This is a genomic window from Paenibacillus solanacearum (genome assembly GCF_910593845.1).
Lineage (GTDB): Bacteria > Bacillota > Bacilli > Paenibacillales > NBRC-103111 > Paenibacillus_G > Paenibacillus_G solanacearum.
This window is the reverse complement of record NZ_CAJVAS010000001.1, coordinates 297195-323641: the sequence shown is the minus strand read 5'-3', so window position 1 is coordinate 323641 and position 26447 is coordinate 297195. Positions and strand designations below refer to the sequence as shown.

The 26447-nt window shown below is 57.0% G+C and carries 20 protein-coding genes; 4 read left to right on the top strand and 16 right to left on the bottom strand.

Translation table 11 applies throughout. The features are described from left to right. The first annotated feature begins 74 nt into the window (after positions 1-74). Entirely contained in the window at positions 75-1118 is a 1044-nt protein-coding gene (locus KXG62_RS01330; RefSeq protein ID WP_425517321.1) for an LLM class flavin-dependent oxidoreductase, read from the top strand. Between the two features lie 151 nt (positions 1119-1269). Here KXG62_RS01330 and KXG62_RS01325 read toward each other — a convergent pair whose 3' ends face one another. The 5 genes from KXG62_RS01325 to KXG62_RS01305 form a co-directional block, all read right to left on the bottom strand. After that, positions 1270-2055 (bottom strand): hypothetical protein, encoded by a 786-nt coding sequence (locus KXG62_RS01325; RefSeq protein ID WP_218090092.1) that lies wholly within the window; start codon positions 2053-2055, stop codon positions 1270-1272. A gap of 108 nt (positions 2056-2163) precedes the next feature. After that, positions 2164-3378, bottom strand: coding sequence for a cytochrome P450 (locus KXG62_RS01320; protein WP_218090091.1), 1215 nt, complete (start codon positions 3376-3378; stop codon positions 2164-2166). A gap of 348 nt (positions 3379-3726) precedes the next feature. Beyond that, on the bottom strand, positions 3727-4353 hold the full coding sequence (locus KXG62_RS01315) for a chloramphenicol phosphotransferase CPT family protein (protein ID WP_218090090.1): 627 nt from the start codon (positions 4351-4353) through the stop codon (positions 3727-3729). A gap of 252 nt (positions 4354-4605) precedes the next feature. Further along, a complete protein-coding gene (locus KXG62_RS01310) occupies positions 4606-5904 on the bottom strand; it encodes an ABC transporter substrate-binding protein (RefSeq protein WP_218090089.1) in 1299 nt (432 codons plus the stop codon). Positions 5905-5920: 16 nt separating this feature from the next. Continuing rightward, positions 5921-7483 (bottom strand): FAD-dependent oxidoreductase, encoded by a 1563-nt coding sequence (locus KXG62_RS01305; RefSeq protein WP_218090088.1) that lies wholly within the window; start codon positions 7481-7483, stop codon positions 5921-5923. A gap of 150 nt (positions 7484-7633) precedes the next feature. Here KXG62_RS01305 and KXG62_RS01300 point away from each other — a divergent pair, with 150 nt between their 5' ends. Beyond that, a complete protein-coding gene (locus tag KXG62_RS01300) occupies positions 7634-8689 on the top strand; it encodes a LacI family DNA-binding transcriptional regulator (protein WP_218090087.1) in 1056 nt (351 codons plus the stop codon). Between the two features lie 178 nt (positions 8690-8867). Here KXG62_RS01300 and KXG62_RS01295 read toward each other — a convergent pair whose 3' ends face one another. The 5 genes from KXG62_RS01295 to KXG62_RS01275 form a co-directional block, all read right to left on the bottom strand. Continuing rightward, on the bottom strand, positions 8868-9590 hold the full coding sequence (locus tag KXG62_RS01295; protein WP_218090086.1) for a glycerophosphodiester phosphodiesterase: 723 nt from the start codon (positions 9588-9590) through the stop codon (positions 8868-8870). A 28-nt stretch (positions 9591-9618) separates the two neighbouring features. Then, entirely contained in the window at positions 9619-10518 is a 900-nt protein-coding gene (locus tag KXG62_RS01290; RefSeq protein ID WP_218090085.1) for an NAD(P)-dependent oxidoreductase, read from the bottom strand. A 30-nt stretch (positions 10519-10548) separates the two neighbouring features. After that, positions 10549-11997, bottom strand: a complete 1449-nt coding sequence (locus tag KXG62_RS01285; protein WP_218090084.1) for an aldehyde dehydrogenase family protein — start codon at positions 11995-11997, stop codon at positions 10549-10551. Positions 11998-12142: 145 nt separating this feature from the next. Further along, positions 12143-13249, bottom strand: coding sequence for a mandelate racemase/muconate lactonizing enzyme family protein (locus KXG62_RS01280; RefSeq protein ID WP_281426601.1), 1107 nt, complete (start codon positions 13247-13249; stop codon positions 12143-12145). A 122-nt stretch (positions 13250-13371) separates the two neighbouring features. Next, on the bottom strand, positions 13372-14112 hold the full coding sequence (locus KXG62_RS01275) for a GntR family transcriptional regulator (protein WP_218090082.1): 741 nt from the start codon (positions 14110-14112) through the stop codon (positions 13372-13374). Positions 14113-14465: 353 nt separating this feature from the next. On the opposite strand from KXG62_RS01275, the gene KXG62_RS01270 reads away from it, so the two are divergent. Beyond that, on the top strand, positions 14466-15830 hold the full coding sequence (locus tag KXG62_RS01270; protein WP_218090081.1) for an MATE family efflux transporter: 1365 nt from the start codon (positions 14466-14468) through the stop codon (positions 15828-15830). A 296-nt stretch (positions 15831-16126) separates the two neighbouring features. On the opposite strand, the gene KXG62_RS01265 is transcribed toward KXG62_RS01270, so the two are convergent. From KXG62_RS01265 to KXG62_RS01250, 4 genes are all read right to left on the bottom strand, one after another. Continuing rightward, positions 16127-16852, bottom strand: a complete 726-nt coding sequence (locus KXG62_RS01265) for a metallophosphoesterase family protein (RefSeq protein WP_218090080.1) — start codon at positions 16850-16852, stop codon at positions 16127-16129. 278 nt (positions 16853-17130) lie between these two features. Beyond that, positions 17131-18843, bottom strand: a complete 1713-nt coding sequence (locus KXG62_RS01260; RefSeq protein ID WP_218090079.1) for an arylsulfatase — start codon at positions 18841-18843, stop codon at positions 17131-17133. Between the two features lie 94 nt (positions 18844-18937). Beyond that, complete coding sequence (locus tag KXG62_RS01255) at positions 18938-19927, bottom strand: glycoside hydrolase family 43 protein (RefSeq protein WP_218090078.1); 990 nt, start codon at positions 19925-19927, stop codon at positions 18938-18940. A 225-nt stretch (positions 19928-20152) separates the two neighbouring features. Beyond that, positions 20153-21496 (bottom strand): ABC transporter substrate-binding protein, encoded by a 1344-nt coding sequence (locus KXG62_RS01250; protein WP_218090077.1) that lies wholly within the window; start codon positions 21494-21496, stop codon positions 20153-20155. A 319-nt stretch (positions 21497-21815) separates the two neighbouring features. Between KXG62_RS01250 and KXG62_RS01245 the strand changes: the two genes are divergently transcribed. Further along, positions 21816-22532, top strand: coding sequence for a sulfite exporter TauE/SafE family protein (locus KXG62_RS01245; protein ID WP_218090076.1), 717 nt, complete (start codon positions 21816-21818; stop codon positions 22530-22532). 237 nt (positions 22533-22769) lie between these two features. On the opposite strand, the gene KXG62_RS01240 is transcribed toward KXG62_RS01245, so the two are convergent. Further along, on the bottom strand, positions 22770-24551 hold the full coding sequence (locus KXG62_RS01240; protein ID WP_218090075.1) for an ABC transporter ATP-binding protein: 1782 nt from the start codon (positions 24549-24551) through the stop codon (positions 22770-22772). After that, entirely contained in the window at positions 24548-26293 is a 1746-nt protein-coding gene (locus KXG62_RS01235) for an ABC transporter ATP-binding protein (RefSeq protein WP_218090074.1), read from the bottom strand. The genes KXG62_RS01240 and KXG62_RS01235 overlap by 4 nt, the downstream gene beginning before the upstream one ends. Positions 26294-26447 lie beyond the last annotated feature (154 nt).

Genomic DNA, 26447 nt, shown 5'->3' with positions numbered 1-26447 from the left:
TTGAGAAACGATAAAAAAATGAGTACACTGTAGATATGAAGGGGGAGAATCTAATGTCGGATCAGAAAAACCGCATGGAAATAGGAATTAGTACGTTTTTGGAGGCAACGCCGAACCCGGTGACCGGAGAAGCGGTCAGCCATGCCGAGCGGCTGCGCGATGCCGTCGAGGAGATCGTGCTGGCCGATCAGGTCGGCCTGGATGTATATGGGATCGGTGAGCATCATCGTGCCGATTATGCGGGGACTGCGCCCGCCGTCGTCCTCGCGGCTGCGGCGGCGATGACCAAGCGGATTCGGCTGACGAGCGCGGTGACCGTGCTGTCCTCCGACGATCCGGTACGCGTGTATCAACAGTTCTCCACCTTGGACGGCATCTCGAACGGACGGGCCGAAATTATGGCGGGCCGCGGCTCGTTCATCGAATCGTTTCCGCTCTTCGGATACAGTCTGGACGACTATGACGCATTGTTCGAGGAGAAGCTGGAGCTGCTGCTGGCTATCCGCGATTCGGAAAAAGTAACGTGGCGCGGCGGCCATCGCCCTGCGATCCGCAATCTCGGCGTCTACCCGCGGTCCGTTCAACAGCCGCTGCCGGTCTGGATCGCCAGCGGCGGCAACCCGGAGTCCGCGATTCGCGCCGGCATGCTCGGGCTGCCGATCGCCTTCGCCATCATCGGCGGCATGCCGGAAAGCTTCCGGCCGCTTGTCCACCTGTATAAGGAAGCGGCCGCAAAAGCGGGCCACGACCCGGAGAAGCTGTCGATCGCCACGCACTCGCACGGGTTTGTCGGGGAAACGACCGAGCAGGCGGCGGACTTGTTCTTCCCGCCGACACAAGCCCAGATGAACGTGATCGGGCGGGAGCGGGGCTGGGGCAGCTACACCCGCGCCACGTTTGACGCCGCCCGAAGCCTACGGGGCGCGCTCTATGTCGGCGATCCGGAATACGTCGCCGAGAAAATCGTACTGCTGCGCAAAAACCTGGGCGTCAACCGCTTCTTCCTGCATATCAATGTCGGCACGATGCCGCACCGCGATGTCATGCGCGCCATCGAGCTGCTCGGCACGAAAGTTGCTCCTCTTGTGCACAGGGAGCTGGAACATACCGAAGCTTAGCCATAACCTGCGGGATGTCGCGCCGGCGACGCTTCCTGTTCATACTTGAATGTAAAGAAAGTGTGCGGGCCCACGAGCTGTGGTTTCGCACACTTTCTTATGGTTTATGACCGTTTGCGTTATGACGGTTAACACATCGCCCGCATACGTTTTACGTATCTCGGCTCCCTTCCATGGAAGCCAGCATGCGCTCAGCCTCCGCGACGCTTCGGCCAAACAGCTCGTCGGCCTTGCCGATTCGCTCTGCAATATCCTTTGTCGTACGCACGCCGTACAAATATTCCAGCGCCTTCGTCACCTCGGCAGGAAAATCGCGCGACGCATGCACGAGAAAGCAGTCGGCCTGAAACGGCGTATGTACGATCCGCAGCACATCGACAAGCGGACTCAGGACGTACTTTTGATAATAAATGAAAGCTTCCAGAAACAATCCGCGATGCGTGTACTTGACCGCCCGGCTCCGCTGGCTGTACACGCCGAGCGCTTCCGTCAGCTGCGTACGCAGCGCGGAAGCATGAGACGCCGGATCGGAGTGACGATACTGGACGATCGACGCTTTATCGAACAATACGACCGGCACGACGGTGCGGTCCTCGCGAACGAATGAGACGGGAAATGGCTCACTCTGGATCGTTGCATCCACGAGCAGATGTTCCGGCGTTTCCCTCACATGATACACCTTATACCGGTTATGATCCGGACGACCGGTCTGCTCGTATTCGATGTCCAGCGTTCCTATTCGGCGCATGCACGCGTCCAGCCGCTCGATCGCCTTGCCGGTACAGCCTTCTTTGGTATAACAAACCAGATCGATATCGGAATATGCGTCCACGCTGCAAGTACCGTCTGAGCCTTCAAGCCATAAAGCAAGAATGAACTCCGCCGGCTCCAGCTCGGCAGCGATCTCGCGCAGTATCGTATGGCGAGTGATCTCCATGGCCGGCTCCCCCTTTCATAAGCACACAGAAGCTGCTATCTATTGTAGCACTTCTGCCTGCTTCAGCCGTGGGAAAGTTCGCGTAGGAACGAATTTTTCCGGCATCTGCTATCGCTGCAGCGGCCGGAATTCAACCGGATATTGTTTGACGCCAAACACGAACGGGCTTTGAATCGGTTCAAGCGCCGCATTCGGCGCCAATCGAATATCCCCCATCCGTTCGATCATCGCGCGCAAAGCGATTTGGCTTTCCAGCCGGGCGAGCGGCGCTCCGAGGCAAAAATGAATGCCGAAGCCAAAGGACAAGTGTGCGTTCGGCTTGCGGTCGATGAGAAACGTCTCGGGATCGTCGAATTTCGTCTCGTCGCGATTGGCGGAAGCAACCCAAGAGATGACTTGATCGCCTTTCTTCACCTGCTTCCCGCCAATCTCAACGTCTGCCGTGGCAACGCGGCCGATCGCTTGAATCGGCGGATAAAAGCGCAGCACTTCTTCGATGAACGATGCGGTCAGCTCGGGGTCATTCCTTAATCGCTGCTGCAGCTCCGGCTTTTCCGTCAACAAGCGCACGGCATTCGTGATCAGGTTAGTCGTCGTTTCGTTGCCGGCCGCCAGCAGCAAGGTGGAGAAGCCGAGGATTTCCTTATCCGTCAGCTTCTCCCCTTCGATCTCCGCAGAGAGGAGCAGCGAAATCAGATCGTCCCGCGGCTGTACACGACGCTCATCGACGATTCGCGCGAAGTAATCGTTTAATTGCTCGATGGCTTGCCCTTTTTCCGCCATAACTTGATAGAACGCTTCATCCGTATTTTCCTCCGGCCCCTTTACGAGAATATCGGACCATTCCTTGAACAGATCGCGGTCCTTCGGCGGGACCCCAAGCAGCTCGGCAATGACGATTACGGGCAGCGGAACGGCAAGGTCATGCACCAGATCCATCGCCCCCTTGTCCGCAACCGCGTCCAGCAAATCCATCGTAATCGAGCGGATATGCGAATCCATTCCGGAAATGATCTTCGGCGTGAACGCTTTGTTGACAAGCGCCCTCATCTGGCTGTGCCGGGGCGGGTCCATCGTCAGAATCGTTTCCCTGTCTTTGTCGGACAGCATGCGAACGGATGAAAAAGCAGCGGGGTCTTTCAAGATGCGGTGAACGTCCTCATATCGGAACACATCCCATGTGCTGCGGCTTTCGTCGTAGCGCACCGGCGACAAGCGGCGAAGCAGGTTATATACGGGAAACGGATTCAGCCGCTTCTCCTTCGTATGCAGCTCGGCCACCGGAATGATGTTCGCGTACCGTTCCGTTTTTTTGATTTCCATTCGTCAATCCCCTTCCATAGAATCCAAAGCTTACTAATAATGTACTGTTCCCGCAAACTTGAAAATTCATCCATCTCCCCGTGAACCATGCGATCCGCAGACATGACCTGCAGGACCCAGCCGGTCGGTTCGCCGCACGTACGCAAAAAAACCGGAGCCGCAGGCGGAAGCGTCTCCCCCATTGACTTCGGTTTCATTGGCTGTTCCACGGCGATCGGCCCGCGAATGGCGGCATCCGTGCCTCGGTCTGTTCCATCCTCATGATCATGACGAGCATGTCTGCTCAAGCCTTCAACATCCTTACGGAAGAGCGGCTCCGGCGCCTCAACAGCATCATATGGCGCGCTTCTATCTCCTTGCCATCGCTTCGAGAATCTGGAACGCGGTCGCCGGCGAACCATTATCCATCCGAGCCCGGATAACAGCCGCGCACGCCTCCGGGCTCATCGCCGAGGTGTCGACCTCCAGATCATAAATGCCCGGTTCATGTACGACCTGCTGCCACAAGCGCACCGGCTTCGGCACCGATCCGTCCGGCGCCGCGCCTGTCCCCCACGTCGCCAGCCGCCGCTCCAAGACGACCTCGAGCGGACAGCGAACGCCGACAAACCATACGGGTAGACCTTGTAATTGCAATGCGCTGTTCGGAAGTATATTTCTCGAGACCGAATATGCGTCATGATGCCCGACATCAACCACGACATTCAGCCCCAGCCGGCTGTGCGCCGCAATCGACTCGTACATAGCGCGATATAAGGTCGCGATGAGCGGCTCGAGATCGGGACGCTCTCCTCCGGGACGGAGCCCGATTCCGGGCTGGTAACGTTCGGGCGTCATCTGCATAAACCGGTCGACACCCATATTCATCCATACGCCCTCGAACGAGTTCTGGATGACGGCGGCGATGCTCGACTTGCCGGACCGGGGCGTGCCGTTCAGTATTACGATTTGGCCGGGGGTAACGGATTGCTGCATAAGCTTCTTCCTCCGTTTCTGTTGTTTGGCGCATCCCTCCCTACGATCGGGATCATCGGATGCCGCTTCGTCTATGTTCACTGACGCAGACGATCAAGCAACCTGATTATACATGCACGCCCCCGGCAATAACAGACTGAACATTTCTGGATTCGTATGGTATACTTTGCTTATAAGCAGTTATTTTGCTGCAAATCTGTTTGTAAGCGATTACAAAATCGTGTTAAGCGTAATCCCTCCCCAACTCCACCGTTACTTTGCGTTTCTCGCCTCGGTAATCTTCCGGTTAATTTCTTCCTCCACCTCGCGGAGAATGGTGTTCACGTCTTTCGCCCGGGTATAAAAGTCTTTGCCGAGCGCCGTCTTGTAAAATACGTCTTTGGCGATACCGTCGTATTGGGTCACGGGGGCGGGCTTGCCGATCGTATCTTTCAGGAATGCGCCCATATTTTTGCCCGACACGCCGGGAAGATCGGCGGCAAAACTTTGCACCGCAGCCGGGCTGTTCATTATCGGAACCTTGCCCTGCCTGGCTCTGGCAACCTGCGCTTCATCCGACAGCAAATACGAAATGAGCTGGAACGCCTCGTCCTTATGCTTGCTTCCCGGAGGAATCGCATAGAACGGCGCAATCATCTGCGTGCCTCCGGCCGGACTGCCGGAGAACTGCGGCAAGGCGGTCACATCCCAGTTCAGGCCGGCGTTCGCGGCCTCGATCACGGAAGACACGATATTCGGACCGGTCCACATCGCCACGGTCTGATCCTTGTAGAACGTCAAATTTTTGTAATCGTTATTCGGTATGAAATAAAATCCGCCCATCACCTCCAGCCATCGCTTCCATTCCGGCGTATTGACGGCCGCCTTATTCGTCTTCGGATCGACGAACGGGAGCCCCAGCTGGTTTTTCCAGACCAAATTCTGATGCTGAAATAAAAATCCGCGGTATTCCGTCCCGTTGTCGCTGCGGGATACTTTGCGCGCAAGCTCGTATAGCTGCTCCCACGTCATTCCGTCGCGGGGGTAGTCGACCCCAAATTTGTCAAATATCGATTTATTGTAAAATAATACGTTGCTGTTCAGCTCGAACGGCAAAAACAGCATTTCCCCTTTGCTGGAGTACGAACGCACGCTTTCCAGCACGCCGGGGATGAACCGGCTCTCATCGAACCGGTATTTTTTCATCAGCGGCGCCATGTCGGAGATCAGACCGGCGTTGTTCAAATCCCAAAACGAGCCGAGACTGAACGAAAGGAAGTCCGGAATATCCCCGGAGGCAACCAGTTGATCCAGCGAGCTATCCTTGGACAGCGTTACGTTCAGGGTGACGTTCGGGAATTTTTTGGCGATCAGCTGCTGCTCCAGCTCCAGCCACTTCGTATTGTCGTTCGTGTAGTAGCGCAGCGTGATCGGTTCGGTTAAAGCGGCCGCCGGAGGGGCATCCGCATCGCCTCCCGGCTTGCCGGTATCGCTCTGCGTGCAGGCGGTCACTACGGAAGCGCTTAATGCCAACAGACAACCTGTATAAATCCATTTGGTCATTCCGTTCATATCACGATCCCCTAATTTACGATTTGTTCCATGCGATGACCTGTTTGTCTTCCAGCAGCTTCGTACGCAGCTTGCCGTACTCCACTTCTTGTACGGCACATCCCGCTTCCAGAGCGAGTGCGGCCGCCGTCGCCGCCGACTGGCCCAATATCATGAACACCGGCTCCATTCGAATCGAGCCGAAGGCGATGTGGGACGCTGACAGGCAGACGGGTACGAGCAGATTGGCGCATTGCTCTTGCTTCGGCACGATGGCGCGATACGAAATCGGATAAGGCGCGCTCGGCGCTACCTCGACATTCCCTTCATTGATGCATCTGCCGTCGATCACGAGCCTGCGGCAGTTATGAGAATCCATCGTATACGCCGCCAGCCCGACCGGATCGTCGACAACCGCATAGCCTCGGCAATGATGCTCGGTCATGACGACCTCCGATACCATGCGCCTGGCCTCCCGAATATACAGCTGCGGAGTCCAATGCCCGCTGTCCGTATATTCGTCGGCAGGCAGTCCCCACTGGGCGGCCTCCCGCCGAATCGGCTCCGGCACCCGCGAATCGTGAGTCAGAAAGTACAGCATGCCCATATTGTACCGGAGATGCTCCTGGAACAGACGTTCCCTCGTCTTCGCATCGCCCTCCGGCCAATGATCGCTGCCGCCGATATGATCGGTGGATACGGCTCCGAAGTTGTTCAGGTCGGTCTTCCCATTCGGCATCATCTTGAGCAGACGCAGCGCATCCCAGACGCCGGCCTCTATGTACCGCGCCAGCAGCGTATACGTTTGCGGATCGTAGCCCGGCGGCTGCGCGATCGGAATCCGGTTCTCCGGCACGTTCGTCAGGCAGATGCGGAAGTTGTACGCTTGAACGCTCGAATCGCCGTCTCCCTGCCGCAGCAGGGGCGCCTCCGTCACGCCCGGTAGCAGCCCGCTGTCGGGTTTGCCCGGAATGACGTAAGGGTCGACCCACGCTTTGAAATTATGGTTCGGATGTCCGTAATGAACGCCGTTCAGCGTTTCCCGGTACAGCGAATTCGCTTCCCGGCCGACATGATATGCGACGCCGGCGCGGGCCAGCAAATCGCCCTCATAGGTCGCGTCAATAAACATCGGCGCGCTGAACCGGCTGCCGCTCGTCATAACCAGCTCCGACAGCTTCCCCTCCTTCTGTTCCACCCGGTCCAACTGCTGCCCGAAGTAGACGGCCACCTCCGCCGACTGCAGCCATTCCTCGTAAATTCGTTTTGCCGTGCTTGGCTCGAACGTCCACATCGTCCCATCCGGCTCCGTACTTCCGTAATGGCTGCCGACTGCACGGTAAAATTCGCGCGCGATGCCTCCGATCGCCGCCTTATTGCCGATATCCGTCGCACCCAGCCCGCCGGTCGTCAGTCCGCCCAGATGGCGGCCAAACTCGGCAATGACAACGCGAAGCCCCATCCGCTTCGCTTGGATAGCTGCGGCAATCCCGGCAGAGGTCGCCCCGTAAATGCATAAATCCGCTTCAACCCGCTGCGGGCTGGACGGCGCAGCGGGACCGGCGTCGTACTTGATCTTTCCGAAATCGATGCTGTGCATGGCTGCTCTCCTTGTCGTTTAATGTGAAGCACTGAAAGCAAACGTTTGTTTCAACTCGATTTTATTCAAATTCAACCTTCACAACTAGTTGAAGAAAACTTTCATTTTCATTAAAATCAAGCTATCGACAACAGAGTAAAGGAGCGCATTATGCGGAAGAAAAAGTCGATTACGCTGCAGGATTTGTCCCGCGAATCGGGACTGTCGGTCCACACCGTCTCCAAAGCGCTGCGCGGGCTCCCCGGCATGTCGGAGGAGACCCGCAATCACGTGCATAAGGTCGCCCGGGAGATCGGATACCGGACCAAGGATCAGGAGCGCGCGCATGCGGTCGAACGCATTCCGCTTCATCCCCGCAAGCCGCTGCGGTTCAAGCTGGTCATTCCCGACCAGCACGAACCGTCGGACATGATTTTGTTCATTCTCGACGGGCTGCAGGAGAAGTTGTCGGAATACGGCCATTCGCTTGAAACGGTTACGATTCCTTATCAGCTCGAGTCAAGCGGCACGCTTCGCGCCTGGTCGGACATGCAGCAGCTGGAATATTGCGACGGCGTGTTCATTACCCCGATGATCGGCCTGAAGCAGGAGGCCCATCTGCTGCAATATGCCATCCCGCGCGTATTGATCAATTTTCCGGGGCCGGAAGCCAAGGTGGACAGCGTCGTCTGGGATGTCGGGACGGCGATTCACCAATCGGTGCGCAAGCTGCTGTCGAAGGGGCATACGCGCATCATGTATATCGGAAATATCGGCACGCATCGGGGATTCGTCCTGCGCTGGCAGTCTTTCGTGGCGGCTATGAAGACGGCCGGACTTCCGGTCGATCCGCAGGATCATATGACGAGCGGTTTGAATAGCCCGCTCAGTTGGGGAGACCAGCTCGTAAGCCGGCTGCAGCAGTACCGGCCGACAGCCATCTTGAGCGGCGTTCATTATGATCTCGTATGGATCTATAACGCCTGCAGCCGGCTCGGCTTGCGAATCCCCGAGGACGTGTCGCTGATCAGCGTGGCCCATGCCGAGAACGCCTTCGTGCCGGAATTGTCCCGGCCGCTGCTGATGATCAGGGAGTCTGGCATCCGTGCCGCCGAGCGCATGCTTTGGCGTATCGCGAATCCGCATCTGCCTTACGAGCATATTTTGCTGCAGGGCGGGTTTTACGAAGGAACGACGATCCAATCGACAAAGAGCCGCATCTTGTGAGCGATGCGGCTCTTCTTCTTGCATGACCCGTTCGATTCGACGACAAGCTTCTTCATTTCGAGCGCCTTTCGGGACGAACTGACGCGGGAAACCGAAAATTATCGCTTTTTGCGGTTGCCCGGGAAATAAAGCCTTCATTTACGGGGAAATAAAGCAATGAAACCGGATGTCCTTGGTATTATTGCAGCCGGTCTTTATGCTCGAGATAAAACTGCTGCCAACGCTCCAACTGATTCGTCGAAGCCAGCACGGAAGGAAATTGCAGCATCTTGTTCATCGTGTCTTCCGAATCGACCGGTCTTGTAATGAGCTGGACACCGTTCTCCCGGCAATCATCCACACAGGGTTCCGTCAAATAAGCATGCGGAATGGACATATACCCGGAGCCGATCTCCTTCATGAAGGGGAACACAGCGGGAGAGGAGCCGCTCATTAACAAACCGATCGGCACTTGGCCGTTCAGTCGACGCATCTTCGCCAGAGCATAATGGTCGAATGAAGTGATCACGACTTGATCGACCATATCCAGCCCGGTAACGACCTCCAGCACTTTCTCTTCCAACCCTTCGTACAGGTTGCCTGTCTGTTTCAGCTCCACCAGTACGGTAATGCGCCCCCGCACGAGCCGGAACGCCTCCTCCAATGTGGGGATGGACTCCGTTTCACCTACTTTGAGACGCTTCAGCTGCTCAAGCGTAAAGTTTCTGATCGGCCCTTTGCCGTCGCTCATTCGCTGCAAGGTATGGTCATGCATGACGACCGGCACGCCGTCCTTGCTCAAATGCACGTCCAGCTCCATGTGCGTGAACGCTGCATCCAGCGCCGACTGAAACGACGATAACGTATTTTCCGGGTAACGGGCCGGATCGCCGCGATGCGCAATGCCTCTGATCCTGTTCATGGAATTCCATCTCCCTTTCTCTTGTCGACTAATCGATTCGCACCTTGACTCCGGCGCATTCCTCTACGACGGAGATGACGGACGTATAGTCATGATTGTCGTGTCCGAGCCCTCTCGCCATATTAAACAGCTGCGTGCTCGAGGCGGCTACGGAAAGCGGGACGCTGAGCTGCCCCCCGAGGCTTAATGCAAGGTTCATGTCTTTGTAGGCGAGGCGGACGGCAAACCCGGGGGAGAAGTCTCCCTTGAGCGCCTTGACGGGATAGGTGGCATGCAAATGTCCGTTATTGGCCGCCGTGCTGCGCAGCACCTGGAGCAGTGTCTCCAGCTTCACGCCCGCTTTCACGCCGAGCGTCAACGCCTCCGCGTTGGCCGTGACGATGATGCCGGTGAGCATATTGTTGACGATCTTGACGATCTCCCCCGAGCCGATCGGGCCGCAATGCACCAAATCGCTGCCCATGCACGACAAGATCGGCTTGCATGCCTCGAACACATCCTCCTCCCCGCCCGCCATGATGAGCAGCGTGCCGTCCTCCGCGTTGGCGGTGGAACGGCCTACCGGAGCGTCCAGCATGCTGCACCCTTTTGCCTGCACCGCCGCCGCAACCTTTCTTGTCGTCGCCGGATCAATCGTGCTCATATCGATCAGGGTCGAGCCCGGCCGCATGCCTTCAAGCACTCCGCCCGGCCCCAGCACCGCCGCTTCCACGTCGGGCGAATTGGGCAGCATCGTTATGATGACATCGCTGTTCTCCGCCACCTCCGCTGCGGAAGCCGCCGCTTTGGCGCCGTGCGCCACAAGTTCCTCGACCGCCCGGTCGACCACGTCATACACGATCAGCTCGTAGTTTCCTTTGCCGATAATATTTTTGGACATCGGTCTGCCCATAGCGCCGAGTCCGACAAATCCGATCTTTTGCGTCATTGCGCACTCCTCCTTGGTATAATGAATCGTTTATGTATGCTTGAGGTACACCGTCTTGATGTCGGTAAAAAAGTCTTTGGTTGTCGGGCCCACCGAGCCGGGACCGACACCCGAAGCTTTGACCCCGCCGAACGGCATATGGCTTTCCGGAGCGGTACCGTGATTGACATGCACCATACCCGTTTGGATGCCATCGACAAAGCGACCCGCGATGGACAAGTCTTTCGTAAAAATGGCCGCAGTCAGCCCGTATTCGACATGATTCGCCACAGCCAGCGCTTCCTCGAACGTGTCGACAGGCTGCAGCGTCAGCACCGGCCCGAACACTTCCTCTCTGGCGATTTCCATCTCCTCCGTAACATCGGCCAGCAGCGTCGCCGGGAAGAAGAAGCCTTTGGCATATTCGCCTTCCAGCAGCGGTGCGCCGCCGAGCGCCAGACGGGCGCCTTCCCGAACCGCTCGCTGCACGAAGCCGCTCACTTTCGTCAGCTGCGCCTCGCTGGTTAACGGGCCGAGCGTCACGCCGGCCGCCAAGCCGTTGCCGGGACGCAGCTCGGCTAGCGCAGCGACAAGCGCACGCTCGAGCTCCGCCGCCTCCGCCCGGCGAACGATGACACGGCTGATGGCCGTGCAGCGCTGCCCCGAGCACAGGAAAGCGGCGCTGACGATGTGCTTGACCGCCTCATCCATGCTCGGCGGGTCCCAGACGACTGCCGGATTTTTGCCGCCCATCTCCGCCTGCACCCGGACGAGCCGCTCCGCCGCAAGCTTATAGATGGACCGGCCGGCCGCTGTTGATCCGGTGAACGTGATCGCTTGAATCGCATGATGCTTCACCAGCGCTTCTCCTGTTGAACGGCCGCCTGTAACCGCATTCAGCACACCGCCAGGCAGCCCTGCGGAATTCAGGATCTCCACAAGCTTTAGCCCGGTTAGCGGCGTGTACTCCGACGGCTTGAGCACCGCCGTATTGCCGGTAACCAGCGCGGGCATCAGCTTGCGCATCGGCGTCAGCACGGGGAAATTCCAGGGGGTGATCGCCGCTACGGGACCGACGGGCACCCTTACGGTTTGCGCCCAAGTGCCCGGCTTCTCGCTCATCGCCGTATAGCCGTTCAGCCGATACCCCTCTCCAAGCATGAACTGGGCTTCGCCGATCGATTTGCCGATTTCGTTCATCGATTCCTGGAGCGGCTTCCCCTGCTCCCTTGTCATGACGCGGGCGAGCTCTTCCTTTCGCTCGCCCAACGCGATTAGCGCCTTCTGCAGCATGGCGGCGCGCTCCGTGCCGGGAGTGCTCGCCCACCGCGCTGCGACTCCGGCGATGGAACTTACCGCCTCCGCCACTTCCTGAACGCCGGAGTCGACAAACAAGCCCAGACGCTCCTCCCGGTCGGCCGGATTCACCGATTCGAACCATGCAGCCCGCCTCGGGGCGACATAGCGTCCGCTAATATAGTTGCCGTAATATTCGGCCATTTCGCTGGCTCCTCTCCTCATATTGCATCCATGTCGCGTTCGATCACATCAGCAGTCGATCACATCAGAGATCGATCAGTTGCTGCTTTCGATCATTGCACCGTTTCGACATACCAGCCATTCCGTCATTGCAAGCGGATTCACGTCACTCCGGCGCCGATACGGCAATTTTGTAATAATCGACGAATTCGGGGTCCAGCTCAAACCCGAGACCCGGCCCTTCCGGAACGGCCAGTGTTCCGTCTTTGACGACGAATGGCGCCGTAAACAGCTTCTCGCGGAACGGGTTCGGGTTAGCATCCAGCTCCAGCCATACACCGCCGGGAACGCCGGCAAAGAAATGCAGGCTGGCGGCGAGGCAGACGGCTCCACCCAGGAAATGGGGAGCGTACGGAACGTTTGCCCGGCGCGCGGCCTCCGCCATCGCTCGGCCCTCCGAGATGCCGCCGTTTTTGCTCAAATCGGGCTGAATGACATCAAGTGCGCCATGCTCCAGAGCCAGCATAGCGTGGCGCTCGCCGTACAGATTCTCTCCTCCCGCCACCGGAATCCCCGTGCGTTCGCGGATCATCCGGTATCCGCCGAAGTCATCGCAGCACAGCGGCTCTTCAATCCATGTCAGCTGAAACGCTTGGAAACGCAGCAGGTTGGATACGGCAGTCTCGCGATCCCACGCCTGATTGGCGTCGATCATGATCTTGTCGCCGGGACGCAGCATGTCGCGCATGCGCTGCAAATTGCGGAAGTCCTTGTCGGCATCCTTCCCTACCTTCAGTTTATAGGCCGTGACGCCCATCGCCTGATGACTCTCGATCAGCGGCTCGATCCCATCTGGCCCGATGCCGCTAGCATACACCTGAACAGGCTGGCGGACATCCCCGCCAAGGAGTGCCGCTACCGGCTTGCCCTCATGCTTTCCTTTCAAATCCCACAACGCCATGTCGATCCCGCTGATGCTCTGGTAAATCGGCCCCAGCGCCCCCCATTGCAGACCAAGCACCGTAAGCGCGCGAAGCAGCTTGGTGTTCACGCCGGCGATGTCAAGCGGGTCTTCGCCGATCAGCATCGGGACAATTCCGTACTTCAGCGTCGTGATCTTCTCGTACATGCCCCAGGAAGGGAAGTTGTTCCAGATCTCTCCTATTCCGTATTCGCCCGTATCCGCTTCGACCTTCACAAGCACCGTCGTTCTCGCATCCATCCTGCCAAACGATGTGACAACCGGCTTGTCAAGCGGTACATGAAGAACAATGGGTTCTACTTTGATAATACGAATAAGCCATCCCTCCCAAGCTTGTTATGACTTCGAATTAAGGACTGCCGTCCCCTACCGCCATCGCTGCGCTGTACCGAGTACCCATTGTGCAGGCAGACTTAACGCCGCAGCTGAACGGTGTACTGGAAATAATCCGGCCGGTATACCGCCTCCAAATACTCGACAGGGGCTTGATCCGCTGCGAAAATCACCCGTTCAATGGATAGCAGGGCGCTTCCTTCGGCGATACCGAGCAGTTTGGACTCGTGCTTGCCGGCGATCCTCGCGCTGATGGTCTGCGTGCCGCTGCGCAGCGAGACCCCAAGCTCCTTCTCCAAGTAGGCGTAAGTCAGCACGGAGCCCAGCTCCTGCTGCTCCATCCGCTTGCCGATCGGCTCGGGAAAGTATGAATGCTCGATCGCGATCGGCAGCTCATCGGCGTAACGCAGACGCTTCAGTTCCCATGCCGTCCGGACCTGCAGCTTGCTTCGGATTTCGGCGGGAAGCTCCTGGACGATGCCGTGCTGTAGCGTCTTGCCTCCGGGCGTGAAGCCCGAGGCGGCAATCGTCTCGGCAAATCCGAGCAGCTGCCCTGTCCACTGTTCGGCATGATTCGTTTTCAGAAAGGTTCCCTTGCCCCTCTCCCGGTGAAGCAGCCCTTGGTCGACCAATTTGGAAAGCGCCTGCCGCACTGTAATGCGGCTCACTTCGAACCGGGCCATCAGCTCGTTCTCCGTCGGCATCTTGCCGCTTGGATCTGCGAGCTCCCCATTTAACGCTTCGTGCCTGATGATCTCCTGCAGCTGGTAATGCAGAGGCAGCGGGCTGCTGGAATCCAATTGTTTGCGCTGTTTATCCATCCGAGCCTCCTGATGATTTATTATATTGTTATAACAATATGTCATTAAGCTAAAAATATACCAATGCGTTCCACTTGTCAATCCTCCGTTTGACATCTTCTTCCGTTAAACCACTTGATCCGTTTTACAGCATTGTCGTTGTTACAACATCCGCGCCGCACCAATCCCGATTGCTTATTTCAGCGCTGCACGTCACGTGATCGAGCCCCGGCCGGTTCCCAAAGCTCTTCCGCCAATGCCGAACACGCATGATTTTTTTATCGCTCGCGCGACAACTTGTTACGGCAAATTCCCGCCTTCTCGCTTATAATGAGACAAAGGAGCCACACCACACCGGGAAGAAGGTACACCTCATGTCCACTCCGAAAAAGCTGGCGCTATTCGCAATCACCTGGCCGTTATTTATCGAATCGTCGCTGCAAATGTTCATGCGGACCGCGGATACGTTCATGGTCAGCAAAGTATCCGACGCGGCGGTTGCTTCCGTCGGCGTGTCCAACCAGCTGATCCTGTTTGCCTTTTTGCTGCTGCAGGTCGTTTCGGCCGGCACGGCGATCGTGATCTCGCAATATTTGGGTGCTAACAAGACGAGTGACGTTAAGCGCTTCGCCGCCGGCGCCATTGTGTTGAATTTGGCGTTCGGACTCGCCGTCAGCTTCGCCATGATCGTCTTCAGCCGTCCGCTGCTCGGCCTGTTCGGCTTGCAGCCGGAGCTGCTTGGTCAAGCGCGGACCTACCTGGTCATTGTCGGCGGGGCACTGTTCGTGCAGGCGGTCAATTTGACGATCTCGGCCATTACCCAGGTGCACGGGTTTACGCGTTATACGATGATGGTCAGCGTCGGCATGAATTTGCTCAACTTGACGGGCAACTTCCTGTTCATCTTCGGACCCGGCGGCTTTCCGAAGCTTGGCGTGCCCGGCGTCGCCATCTCCGCGGTCATCAGCCAATGCGTCGCTCTCGCCGCCTACGGCTTCATCCTTCGCAAAGTCGTGCGGCTGCCTATCGGCTGGAAGTCGTTTTTGCAGTGCAGAAAGGACGATTTGAAAAAAATTATCGCCGTCGGCATCCCGACAGGGAGCAATCAGCTCTCCTATTCGGCCAGCCAGCTTGTAACGACCTATTTCATCACATCGCTCGGCGCCGAGCTGTTGTCTACGCGCATTTATACACAGAACATTATGTATTTCATTATGGTGCTCGCCATCTCGCTGGGCCGGGGAACGATGATCCTGATCGGCCGTCTCGTGGGCGCCGGGGACAAGGAGTCGGCGTATCGCCAACTGTACCGCAGCCTCCGTCTCAGCATGCTGCTGTCCTTGTGCGCGGTTACGGTCATCGTCGCATTCCGGAAGCCGCTGCTCGGTCTGTTTACCCAGGAAGCGGATATTATCTCGCTCGGCGCTTTCCTGCTCTGTCTGGGGTTTCTGCTGGAGCCGGGCCGTTGCCTCAACATCGTCATCGGCGAAGCGCTGCGGGCGAGCGGCGACGCGCGATTCATCGTGATCACCGGCTTGCTCGTGATCTGGGGAGTGAGCATCCCGCTCACCTACTTGCTGGGACTTCATTTCGGCTTCGGTCTGATCGGGATATGGATCGTGTTTATTATCGACGAATGGGTGCGGGGATTCATTCTGCTGTACCGGTGGAGAAGCCGGGCATGGGAGAGCAAGGTGCTCGTAAAGCCCGAATCGAAGCCCGCCTCGGCGGGTGCATAAACGGGAGCGAATGCGAAAGCGGTGCGCATGTCCTTATTCCGTCGCTTGTACCAATCCAAAGGGAAGACGCCAGCTATTATTCGGCAGTCTTCCCTTTTGAGTGTCCAGTATTTGTTTGTCGCTCACGACCAGCCCATTCGGCCGCCCTAAGCTCGTCACGAGTACCGAATTCAAGCCGACGATAGCAGTCAACGATACGGCGATCCGTGCCTCAACGACATCCGTGTGCGCCTATACGGTTTATTCCCGACCGTTCGTTACGGCTGCGCCATTCTTGCGCATTATGAAATCCGCACTCACAGCTTCACGCTCGCATTACGAATAACGGACGCCATCATCTCCGCATTAGGGTACTGCGCTTCCTCATATTGCCGGATCACGCCCTCCGCCGGAAAAGCAACCCGCTCCAGCGAAGTACGGATGCTTCCCTGCTCCACCTCTACGATCGCATAGGACGCTTTCGTCATCCCATCGAAGGGTAAACCGACGCTTCCCGTATTGATGACGACTTTCCCGTCCAAATACCGGATATACGGTTTGTGGATATGGCCGTATATGTAAATGTCCGCCGCTTCGGCGGTCATGAGCTTCGCTTGGATCTGCTCGTCAGCCGCAAAGGGCGGGACGATCTCGAACAAGCTGTCCGGCGTCGCGTGGAAGGCGCTGATCGACACGCCCTCGAACTGCAAGCGAAGCGACTGCGGGAGCCCGTTCAAATATGCGACGTCGTCCGCATCCAATCGCGCCAGCGTCCAGTCGCGCTCCCGGTTCATCATCCCGATCGCCTGCTCCGGCACTTCTCCGGGACGTACCCCGCGCACAACCCACTCGTCCGCATTTCCTTTGATCACTTCGGTCCGCAGCGACCGGACCCGATCCAGCGCACGCTTCGGCTCCGGCCCGCGATAGCACAGATCACCAAGCACGTAAATCCGGTCGACCGCTTTGCCGCCGATATCTTCCAAAACCGCATCAAGCGCGGCAGCATTGCCGTGGATATCCGATATAAATGCCAGTTTCATTCGATTCCCTCCTATTTCCTGTTCTTACCTAGTATAAAGGAATGCTTCACGCTATAAAACAAAAAAAAGCTTCGCATCGAAGCTTTTCCATAATCGATAAACGGTAAACGATATATCCCCAAGAGCGAATGTCCCGCCGGGCATCCCGCAGCATATAACGGGAAGCCGTTGCCATGCAAAGTCGGAGACGACGAAGGCCGGACCCTTCCGCTTCATCTCCGATTCAAACGCTGCCATGGCAAATGGCAGATAGAGCACGCTCGCCAGCCGCCGATGAGTTATTTCCCAGCTGCGCCCTTGAACGTTCGCAAATTGATCGGTCCGTTAGGGCCTTCGCCGTCCTTATCGCCCTTGGCATATTTCATATAATCTTCCTTCTTCAACACGTTCGCCCGTTTGGCCCATTTCTCGTACTCGTCGCTCAACTGCTTGACAAGATCGGGCTGCTGCGCGGCAAGGTCATGCATTTCCGTCCCGTCCTTCTCCAGATCGTACAGCTCCCAAGCATATTTCTCGAACTTTACCAGCTTCCATTGGTTATGCCGCACCCCGCAGTTGCCCTCATGCTCCCAGAACAAGTACGACTTATCCGACTGGTCGCTCTGAAAGATCGGAATCATGCTGCGTCCTTCGGATGGGATGATCGCGCGGCCCTTGAACGTCTCCGGATAGCTCGATCCGCTTGCCTCGAGCACCGTCGGCATCATGTCCGTCAGCTGCGCCGGCGTTTTCCTCAGAACCCCCTTCTCCTTGAGCCCTGCGGGCCAATGCACAATGAAAGGCGTGGCGATGCCGCCTTGATGAACGTAATGCTTGAACATGCGGAACGGCGTGTTGGAGAGACTGGCCCAGCCTGCGCCATAGTGACCGTTCGCGACGGCATACCCGGGGCCTCCGGGCAGCTTCGCCGTATTCTTGATGTTAAGAAATTCCGCATTGCCGCCATTGTCCGAAAGAAATAGCAAGAGCGTGTTCTCGAGCTCGCCGGATGCTCGCAGCGTCTCGACCAGCCTACCGATGTTTTGATCCATGCAGTCCACCATGGCTGCATACACTTCCATGGCCCGCAGCCTCCAGGATTTGGACGTCTCCTTGTCCCAGGAAGGAGCGCCCGAATCGCTCAAGGCCGGCAGCTCCCAGCGGGGGTCGATCAGACCCATTTGCTTCATGCGGTCGAACTTTTGCTTCCGCAGCGCATCCCAGCCCTGATCGAAGCGTCCTTTGTACTTGGCGATGTCTTTGGCCTTCGCCTGCAGCGGAAAGTGTGGAGCCGTATACGTCATATACAGGAAAAACGGCTTCTCCGCCGCCTGCTTGCGGTGATTCTCCAGCATGCCGATCGCCCGCGTGGTCATGTCGTCCGTAGAGTAATACTCGCTGCCGAACGCATCGGGATTTAGCTTTCCGCCATTGAGCATAATCCCCTTCTTGGAGAAAAAATCGCCTCCAGGGTAATGATACGCCTGATCAAAGCCCCGCTGATGCGGCAGTCCGCTGCCGAGATGCCATTTGCCCGCCATATAGGTACCGTAACCGCTTTCTTTCAAAACCTCCGCGATCGTTACACAGTTGTCGTTGAGCTTCTCCGTGTACGGACCATACATGCCCTGGAGATGCGCCATTCCGGCTTGATGCGGATGCAGGCCCGTCAGAAGCGATGCCCTGGACGGAGAGCAGCGGGCCGTATTCGTAAATTGCGTAAGCCTGACGCCATTCGCAGCCAAGGCGTCGAGGTTAGGCGTATCGGTCATACCGCCGTAACAGCCGATATCCGAATACCCCATATCGTCCGCGAGAATGACTACGATATTCGGCTTTTTCTTCGGCGGCAGGGAAGGAGCCGGTCCGCCCAGCTCTCCGGACGCAGTCGATTCGCCGGGAAGCTTCGGAGAACCGCCAAGCAGCCATGCGCCCGCGGAAGCCGCCGCAATCGTTCCTCCCAATGCGCCCAGTCCAATCATAAATGCCCTGCGGGATATTTTCTTCTCCATTGTATTCACATTCCTTCGGCTGCAATGTCATTCCCCGAACAAGCGCAGGCGACACCGTGATCGAGTGCCGCCGTGTTGTGGTACGAAAGGCTGTTTATTCGTTGCCGGCCTTCATTGTCGTTCCCGCTCCGGAAGGCACCGGCTGCTCGCTAAGGGTCGGACCCTTGACGAAGATCGTACCGTCCTCCCTGAAGCCCATCCGGTCTATGCACACTTGCCGGTTGCCGCCGCCCTTGGCAGGATCGGTATGCGTGTGATACACCATGAACAGCTCCGTGCCGTCAGGCGAGGCGATGATGCTGTGATGCCCCGGACCGGATATTTCCTCGCAATTGCTGGCCAGCACGGGATTGTGCTCGTATTTGCGGAACGGACCGAGCGGTTGGTCGGATACGGCATAGCCGACCGAGTAATGACGTCCTCCAAAAAAGTTGGCGGAGTACGTCAAATAATAAACGCCGTTTCGCTTGATCGTGAACGGGCCTTCATTCCATAACCGCTGCTGAGCGAGCGATTTCATCTCCCACTCCTGATCCGGCCTCGTCAAGCAGACAGCCTCGCCTACGGTCGTAATCATATCGTCGCCCAACTGAATGCCGTATATATGGCTTTCGTACCGGCCGTTCACGATATTTTCCGAGCAGTCTCTCGAATAATACATGTACATCTTTCCGTCATCGTCGAACAAAATATTCGCGTCGATGGCGGCATAGCCGAAATCAAACATCGGATGGTCGTATACATCGACGAACGGTCCCGTCGGACGGTCGGCTACGGCAACGCCGATCCGCAAGCTGTCCTTCTCTTTCCAGCGCGCCGTATAGTACATATAGAACTTGCCGCTGCGTTCAACCACTTCCGGCGCCCAAAACTGCCTGAACCCCCACGAGCGTTCATTTTTCTCGTAGATGAATCCTTCTTCTTTCCAATGAACCAGATCGTCCGAGGACCAGGTTTTGAACCCTTTCTCGCCAGCGGATGTAGGATAGCAATAATATTTGCCGTCAGACGCCCGCAAAATGTACGGATCGCCAATATGTTGAATCGGCAGCGGATTTTTGTAATGTGAGGTCGGTGTAGACATGAATCGTTCTCTCCTTTGCTGTAACGAATCGGTTGCCGAATGCAGCCCGGTTGGTTCGTCGCCGGCACACCTAGTATATCAATTCGCCCCTTTCGTTCCTATGCTCGAATCGATTAAGAACTTGCCTAATTCGACTATTTGGCATATGCGTCCAGAAACGCAAAAAAGACCAATGTCTTGTCATAAGCACAAGCGCACCGGTCCTTACATAAGGTATGTATTCCGCTATTTGGCCGCCGTCGCTGCCAATTTTTCCTGTATCAATTTATTAGCCGCTTCGCTGGCTTCCCTCAGCGCGGTATTGATGTCTTTGCCTTTCTCCGCTTCGGCGAGCGCCGGGCTCAAGCGTCCGGTAGCAAGCGAATCGTACGGCGTAAATTTATGGAATGGCGCCGGCTTTGTTTTGAAGATGGCGTCAAGATGCTTCCCTTTCAGCTCCGGCTGATTCGCTCCGAAGCTTTTGAGCGGTTCGGGATCGGTCGTCACGGGCAAATAACCGGATTTGCTCAATTCCAGCTGTGGCTCGAGCGACGTTAAATACGACACGACCATGAACGCGGCGTCCTTGTTCTGGCTGCTGCTGCTGATCGACAAATTATGAGAGTCGACTTCGTACCCGATTCCCGGCCGTTCGGGAAACGAGGGCAGCGAGGCCATATCCCAGTTGACCGGCGCGCCTTTGGCCGCCGAGTCTGCGAGCAGCGTTACCATGTCCGCGTAGAAGGGATACATCGCCATCGTTCTGTCCTTCAGGAACGTATCCCTGGAGACACCCCTCATTTCGTTGCCGGGAATTTTATAGGCGGTCAGGAACGTTTGGAAAATTCGTTTGAAGCCGTCGTTCTCCAGCAGCGCCTGATTCGTTTTCGGATCGACGAAGTTCAAGCCGAGCTGATGGGCCATTCCCGTAATACTCGTAGGATCCAATCCTCTGTAGGCAACGTTATCCTGCGTTCGGGTCAACGATTTGGACAGCTCGATCGCTTCGTCCCACGTCATGCCGTCTTTCGGATACGCAACGCCAAACTTGTCAAATATATCCTTGTTATAATACAGCGCCGTGAAATTCATCCAGAGCGGCATGTGATACAGCTCTCCGCCGCTTCCCCATACTTTCAGCGCGTCGACGACGACCGGGTTGAGCTTGCCGACATCGAATTTGTACTTCTTGATCATGTCGTTCATGTCGTACAGCAGCCCCAAGTCTTTGTACGGCGTGTAGCGCGGGATGCTCTCGTAGATCAGATCCGGAAACATCCCCGCGACGACGAGCTCATCCGGATTGGTCCCCTTCCCTTTCCTTACAATATCAATGCTAATATTCGGGTACTTCTTCTGAACCGGTCCGATAATATGCTTCTGAATCCATTCATCCGGCTGCAGCAGTCCCATATAGAGACTGAGCTTGACAGGCTTGGACGTATCGAACGAATCGGCTCCTTGCGGAGCAGGCGGTTTCTCCGGGCCCGGGCTTGCTTCCTTGGAACAGCCTGACATTAAAGCGAGTATGACTGGAATCGATACAACAACCTTCGTTAGCTTCCTTCGTCCCCCGAACATGTTCATCATTCCTGACCCTCCTTGAGTAGAGTTGCATGGCTGCGGCTTGCAAGCCGCATGCTTCCCTCCATAATGAAACGCTTACAACATTTGCTGCGCACCGTGTACCCTCATTCCGCTCCTTTCATTTCAGCAACGTTTCCGAAACGTTTCATCATTATCCTAAATGAAAACGCTTCAATATTCAACCCTATTTTTCCTATTTGCCTATCTCGTCGCATGCAGGCGCTCATTTGCCAGCAAACCTCTCATTTCACCAGGTCCACGGCCCGAATATTCAGGTATAATGGAAACGATAGCAAATTTTCATGTTGGAGGATCATTGCATATGGATACATGGGTATGGCTAGCCTGTATCGTTTTTGCGGCCTCGCTGCTGCAAACCAGTACAGGCTACGGTTTTTCGATCGTCGGGACGCCGTTCCTGCTGCTCCTTTATCCGGCACAGTCTGCGATACAGATCAATATTATTCTTTCGCTTTGTTTGTCCGCATTCATGATGTTCCGCGTCGGAAAAGAAGTGGATAAGCGTTTGCTTGGCAAACTGATCGCGGGAAGCATAGCGGGGCTTGCGGCCGGTTTGTTCGTTTACTTATACGCCGACATCCGTTTCATCAAATTAGCGGTAGGCGGCCTTATATTGCTTCTGACCGTTCTGCTGCTATCTCAGAGAACGATGCGGCAGACGAGCCGCCGGGATTATGCGGTCGGGGGAGTCTCCGGGCTGTTGACGTCAAGCATCGGGGTACCGGGTCCACCGCTGCTGCTGTATTTTGCGAGCACCGGAATGGATAAAGCGATACTGCGAAGCACGACATTAGCCTACTATCTCTTCGTATACTCCGTCAGTCTCGTCTTGCAAATCGGGTTCGGCGGCACCAGTCTGGATGCTTGGACGGATTCGCTCGTCGCTCTTCCCCCGCTATTGGCCGGCATCCTGTTCGGGCAGCTATGCTTCAGATGGATCAGTCCCGGGCTGTTCAAGATCATCACGTATGTCATCCTGCTGTTCACGGGAGGCTATCTGTTTGTGACCAGTCTTTAGCCTGCAAGGCGAACAAGAACACGCAGGAGCGGAACAAATGGACACGGTTTGCCGAGGAATGCGGGAGAGAACGCCGGGCTTTTCCATTAGAGCGATTATCCGGTTTGAGGTTGACAGACGATTGAAGCTGCCATTAAGCAGCAAGAAGGCTCCTCCCGCCAAGACAATGCGGTGAGGAGCCTTCTTTCATTCGATTGTATTCTCATGAACGTGACGGACTGGCGGAAAAGCGGCCGATTATGCGGGCTGCTCGGCCGCTTCCCCCCGCGTCTCTTCTCCCTGCCACAGCAGCCGCATCTCCGTGCTGGTTGCCAGCAGCTCGGCCAGCGTGCCTTCGGCTTCGATTCGGCCGTTCTTCATCACAATGATATGGTCCGCACGGGCCAGCGCCGCCCTGCGGTGCGATACCGCGATGCAAGTGACGTCCCCTTCGCGGAACAACCGCTCCCACAGCAGCTTCTCCGTCTCGACGTCGAGCGCGCTCGACAGATCGTCGAACAGGAGCAGGTCCGACTGCGTCAGCATCATCCGTGCCGTCGCAGCACGCTGAATTTGTCCGCCGGACAGCATGACGCCCCGCGGCCCGACCATCGTCTCGAGCCCGTGCTCGAGCTGCTTGATGTCCTGCTCCATGACGGCGAGCCAAACCGCGTGCTCCAGCATTGCCGGAGATACGGCGCGGCCCTGCGTAATATTCTCGCGCAGCGGGTCGCTGAACAGCCGCGGCACCTGCGGCGTATACGCTGCTCTCGGCGGAATCAGGAACGACGCGGGCTGTTCTACAGCGCTCCCGTTCCATGTAACCGTGCCGCTTGTTTTCGGCAATAGACCGAGCAGCGTCCGCATCAAGGTTGTTTTTCCCGAGCCGATCCGGCCGGTAATGACCAGAAATTGTCCGCGCTTCAGCCGGAAGCTGATCTCCGAGATGCCGGCAGCGGCGTTCGGGTACTGATACGACAGCCCATTCACCTCCAGGCTTTGCAGCCGCTCGGCCGGGCTTCTGTCGATCTCCGGCACATCCGGCGGCGCATCGTCCAGATAGATCGCGTTATGCTCTACGATCCGGTCTTCCCGGCCCGGACGGAACAGCACCCGCATCCGCTCTATGGCCACTTTTAACCGTTTGTGCTGAAACACCATGTAGCCGAACAGCGAAATACTGGAGGCAAATGAACCGACATACATCGTAAACAGCGCGAAGTCGCCGACCGTGAAGCGTCCCGCCTGCATTTCCGCGGCGCACATCAGCAGGATGATGCCCGTGCTGACGCTCATCACGTGCTGGTTCAACGAGCGCATCCACTGCTTGAACAAATTGTCTTTGAGCGCCGCCTGTCTCCGCGCTTCGTTGAGCGTCAGAAACCGGTTCAGCACATGCCTCTCCGCTTGCCCCAGCTTCACGGCTTGCGCCGCGCCGAACGTCTCGGCAATGAATCCGGTAATTCGTCCGGTCGCTTCACGATTAAGCCGGCTGTAATGCCGCGCCCGATGCCCCGACAAATTGTTGAGCAGCGTCACGACGATCAGCGGCGTAATGGCGACGACCGTAATCAGCGCGTTGATGTTGGCCATAATGGCGACCGCGATGACCGCGTACGCCAGCTTCCCCCAGAAATCGACCCACGATTCCACATATTCCACGACTTCGTCGACGTCTTCGCGGAAGCGGGTCATCGCTTCGCCCGGCGAGGCCGGCAAATTGCGGCCGGGCCATTCCATGATGCCGATTAACATATTAGTCCGCAAAATCGCTTGCAGATGATACGTATACGTAATCCATTTGTAGAAGGCGACGAAAAACACGCCGACCCGCCCGACTCGCAACAGCGCCACGACAAGCAGCGGCGCCGCCAGCCACAGAAAGCCCGGGGACTCACCGACGGCACGGTCGAAAAACCACTGCATCCCGATGCCGAACAGCACCGGAATGGAGTGAAACGCGCACCACAGCAAGCCGTTAATGATGAATAACGACAGCCGGTAACGCACCAGACGTCCGGCAAACTGACCTACGGTCATGCTAATTCCTCCTGACGATCCGTTCGTAATAATTGTGCAAAATGCGTGGAAGGGTTCTGCGCGAGCGCTTCCCGGTCGCCGAACTCGACGATGCGCCCTTGGCCGAGAACCATAATTTTGTCTACTTTTTCCAGCGTCGACAGCCGATGGGCGATAACAATCGCCGTGCACTGCTCCAGCAGCTGATCCACCGCGCCCTGCAGGGTGGCTTCCGTAGCGGCATCCAGCCTTGAAGACGGTTCATCCAGGATGACGAGGCTCGGTTTGGTTAAAAACACACGCGTCAGGGCAAATAACTGCGCTTCGCCGGCGGATAACGAGCTGCCTCCCGAGGCCAGATGCGTATTCAGACCCTCCGGCAATTCATCGATCCAGGACTGTAGGCCGAGCTTGCCGGTCGTCGCGAGAATGTCTTGATCCGATATACGGGGATCGAACAGCGTGAGATTGTCCCGCAGCGTCCCGTCGAACAGCTGCACGTCTTGGGTGACCATGCCGACCCGGCGGTACAGCGCCTCCAGCCTTAAGGTGCGAATGTCGACGCCGCCCACACGGATGACGCCGCTGTCGGCGTTATACAGGCGCAGCAGCAGGCGGCTGATGCTCGTTTTGCCGCTGCCGGTACGGCCGACAAGGCCGAGCCGTTCGCCTGGCTTCAAGTTGAAGCTGATGTCGTGCAGCACACGGCTGTCCTTGTTGTAGCCGAAGCTCACCTGCTCGAACTGTAAACCGAGCGCTCCATCAGGGAGGGTGTCCCCGGTGCCTTCCATAACTTCGCTTTGCATAGACAATATTTCACGGGAGCGCCGCATGCCGGATTTGGCCTTCTGGAACTCCTGCACCTGATTGCCGATCTGTTCGATCGGATCGTTCAGCATTTGCGTATATTGATAGAACAGGAACAGCGTACCGAGCGTAACCTGGCCTTTCATGTACATATAGACGCCCAGCATGAGCACCACCGTGACTGCAGCAGTAAATAAGACGACCGTGGCGTTCCAGGGGACGACCCGGAGCATCCACGCTTTCCGACCGGTGAGGAACAGGTTTCGCATCGAGCGATGAAACCGGTTCATGACATAAGGAACGCCGCCGTTCGACTGCACGTCTTCAATCCCCGAGATCCGCTCCTCGATTAAACCGAGCAAGGCGGCTTTCGCTTGACGCTCCGCTTGCGTCGCGTTGACGCCCAAATCGCGAACATACACCATCGCGCTGATCGAAATTCCGGTGAACAGCAGCATGACGACGGCAATCGGCCAATTCGATACGAACATGTAACCCAGGATGCCGGCAAGCAGCACGAAGCTGCCGATGATCTGCACGATAAACATGGAGAAGAAATTCGACATGTTCGTTACATCGCCGTCCACACGCTCGATCATTTCCCCGGGCGTCTTCTGATTATGGAAGCGCATGTCGAGCCGGAGGCAGTGCTGCAGCAGATCGGCGCGAAGCCGATTCGTCGACCGCCAGGCTACGTCGTTGCCCAGGTAGCTGACCGCAACGGTAAGCAGCTGGTTGCAAGCAGCGGCGACAAGATACAGCCCGGCGAGCGCCAGCAATCCGGAGACGACGCCTTGGGCTGCGGCCGTATCGATAAACTGCTTGATGATTCGCGGTTGAAGCAGTTGAAGCGCGGTGGCAGACAGCAGCATGACGAGCAGAACGGCAAGTCTTCCTTTGACCGGACGCAGATAACGAAACAGCCAAAATATCGATAATTGTTTGCTTTGCGACATATTCAATACCCCTCTGCAGGTGAATCGGAGCGAAATCCGCGGACCTTGAGCGCGACGGCCCGCAGCCGTCCGGAGAAAAACAAACCTCCAGGCAATTCGCCTAGAGGGCCAACCCGATCATAAAGCGCCAATCGTACTCCCATCATACACCATA

Excerpts from the sequence above, each read along its gene's own strand:
- KXG62_RS01275 (WP_218090082.1), bottom strand. The coding sequence starts at position 14,112 with ATGGATAAACAGCGCAAACAATTGGATTCCAGCAGCCCGCTGCCTCTG.
- KXG62_RS01300 (WP_218090087.1), top strand. The coding sequence starts at position 7,634 with ATGCGGAAGAAAAAGTCGATTACGCTGCAGGATTTGTCCCGCGAATCG.
- KXG62_RS01245 (WP_218090076.1), top strand. The coding sequence starts at position 21,816 with ATGGATACATGGGTATGGCTAGCCTGTATCGTTTTTGCGGCCTCGCTG.
- KXG62_RS01325 (WP_218090092.1), bottom strand. The coding sequence starts at position 2,055 with ATGGAGATCACTCGCCATACGATACTGCGCGAGATCGCTGCCGAGCTG.
- KXG62_RS01310 (WP_218090089.1), bottom strand. The coding sequence starts at position 5,904 with ATGAACGGAATGACCAAATGGATTTATACAGGTTGTCTGTTGGCATTA.
- KXG62_RS01260 (WP_218090079.1), bottom strand. The coding sequence starts at position 18,843 with ATGGAGAAGAAAATATCCCGCAGGGCATTTATGATTGGACTGGGCGCA.
- KXG62_RS01330 (WP_425517321.1), top strand. The coding sequence starts at position 75 with ATGGAAATAGGAATTAGTACGTTTTTGGAGGCAACGCCGAACCCGGTG.
- KXG62_RS01285 (WP_218090084.1), bottom strand. The coding sequence starts at position 11,997 with ATGGCCGAATATTACGGCAACTATATTAGCGGACGCTATGTCGCCCCG.
- KXG62_RS01250 (WP_218090077.1), bottom strand. The coding sequence starts at position 21,496 with ATGATGAACATGTTCGGGGGACGAAGGAAGCTAACGAAGGTTGTTGTA.
- KXG62_RS01320 (WP_218090091.1), bottom strand. The coding sequence starts at position 3,378 with ATGGAAATCAAAAAAACGGAACGGTACGCGAACATCATTCCGGTGGCC.
- KXG62_RS01295 (WP_218090086.1), bottom strand. The coding sequence starts at position 9,590 with ATGAACAGGATCAGAGGCATTGCGCATCGCGGCGATCCGGCCCGTTAC.
- KXG62_RS01305 (WP_218090088.1), bottom strand. The coding sequence starts at position 7,483 with ATGCACAGCATCGATTTCGGAAAGATCAAGTACGACGCCGGTCCCGCT.
- KXG62_RS01265 (WP_218090080.1), bottom strand. The coding sequence starts at position 16,852 with ATGAAACTGGCATTTATATCGGATATCCACGGCAATGCTGCCGCGCTT.
- KXG62_RS01255 (WP_218090078.1), bottom strand. The coding sequence starts at position 19,927 with ATGTCTACACCGACCTCACATTACAAAAATCCGCTGCCGATTCAACAT.
- KXG62_RS01235 (WP_218090074.1), bottom strand. The coding sequence starts at position 26,293 with ATGTCGCAAAGCAAACAATTATCGATATTTTGGCTGTTTCGTTATCTG.
- KXG62_RS01270 (WP_218090081.1), top strand. The coding sequence starts at position 14,466 with ATGTCCACTCCGAAAAAGCTGGCGCTATTCGCAATCACCTGGCCGTTA.
- KXG62_RS01240 (WP_218090075.1), bottom strand. The coding sequence starts at position 24,551 with ATGACCGTAGGTCAGTTTGCCGGACGTCTGGTGCGTTACCGGCTGTCG.
- KXG62_RS01290 (WP_218090085.1), bottom strand. The coding sequence starts at position 10,518 with ATGACGCAAAAGATCGGATTTGTCGGACTCGGCGCTATGGGCAGACCG.
- KXG62_RS01315 (WP_218090090.1), bottom strand. The coding sequence starts at position 4,353 with ATGCAGCAATCCGTTACCCCCGGCCAAATCGTAATACTGAACGGCACG.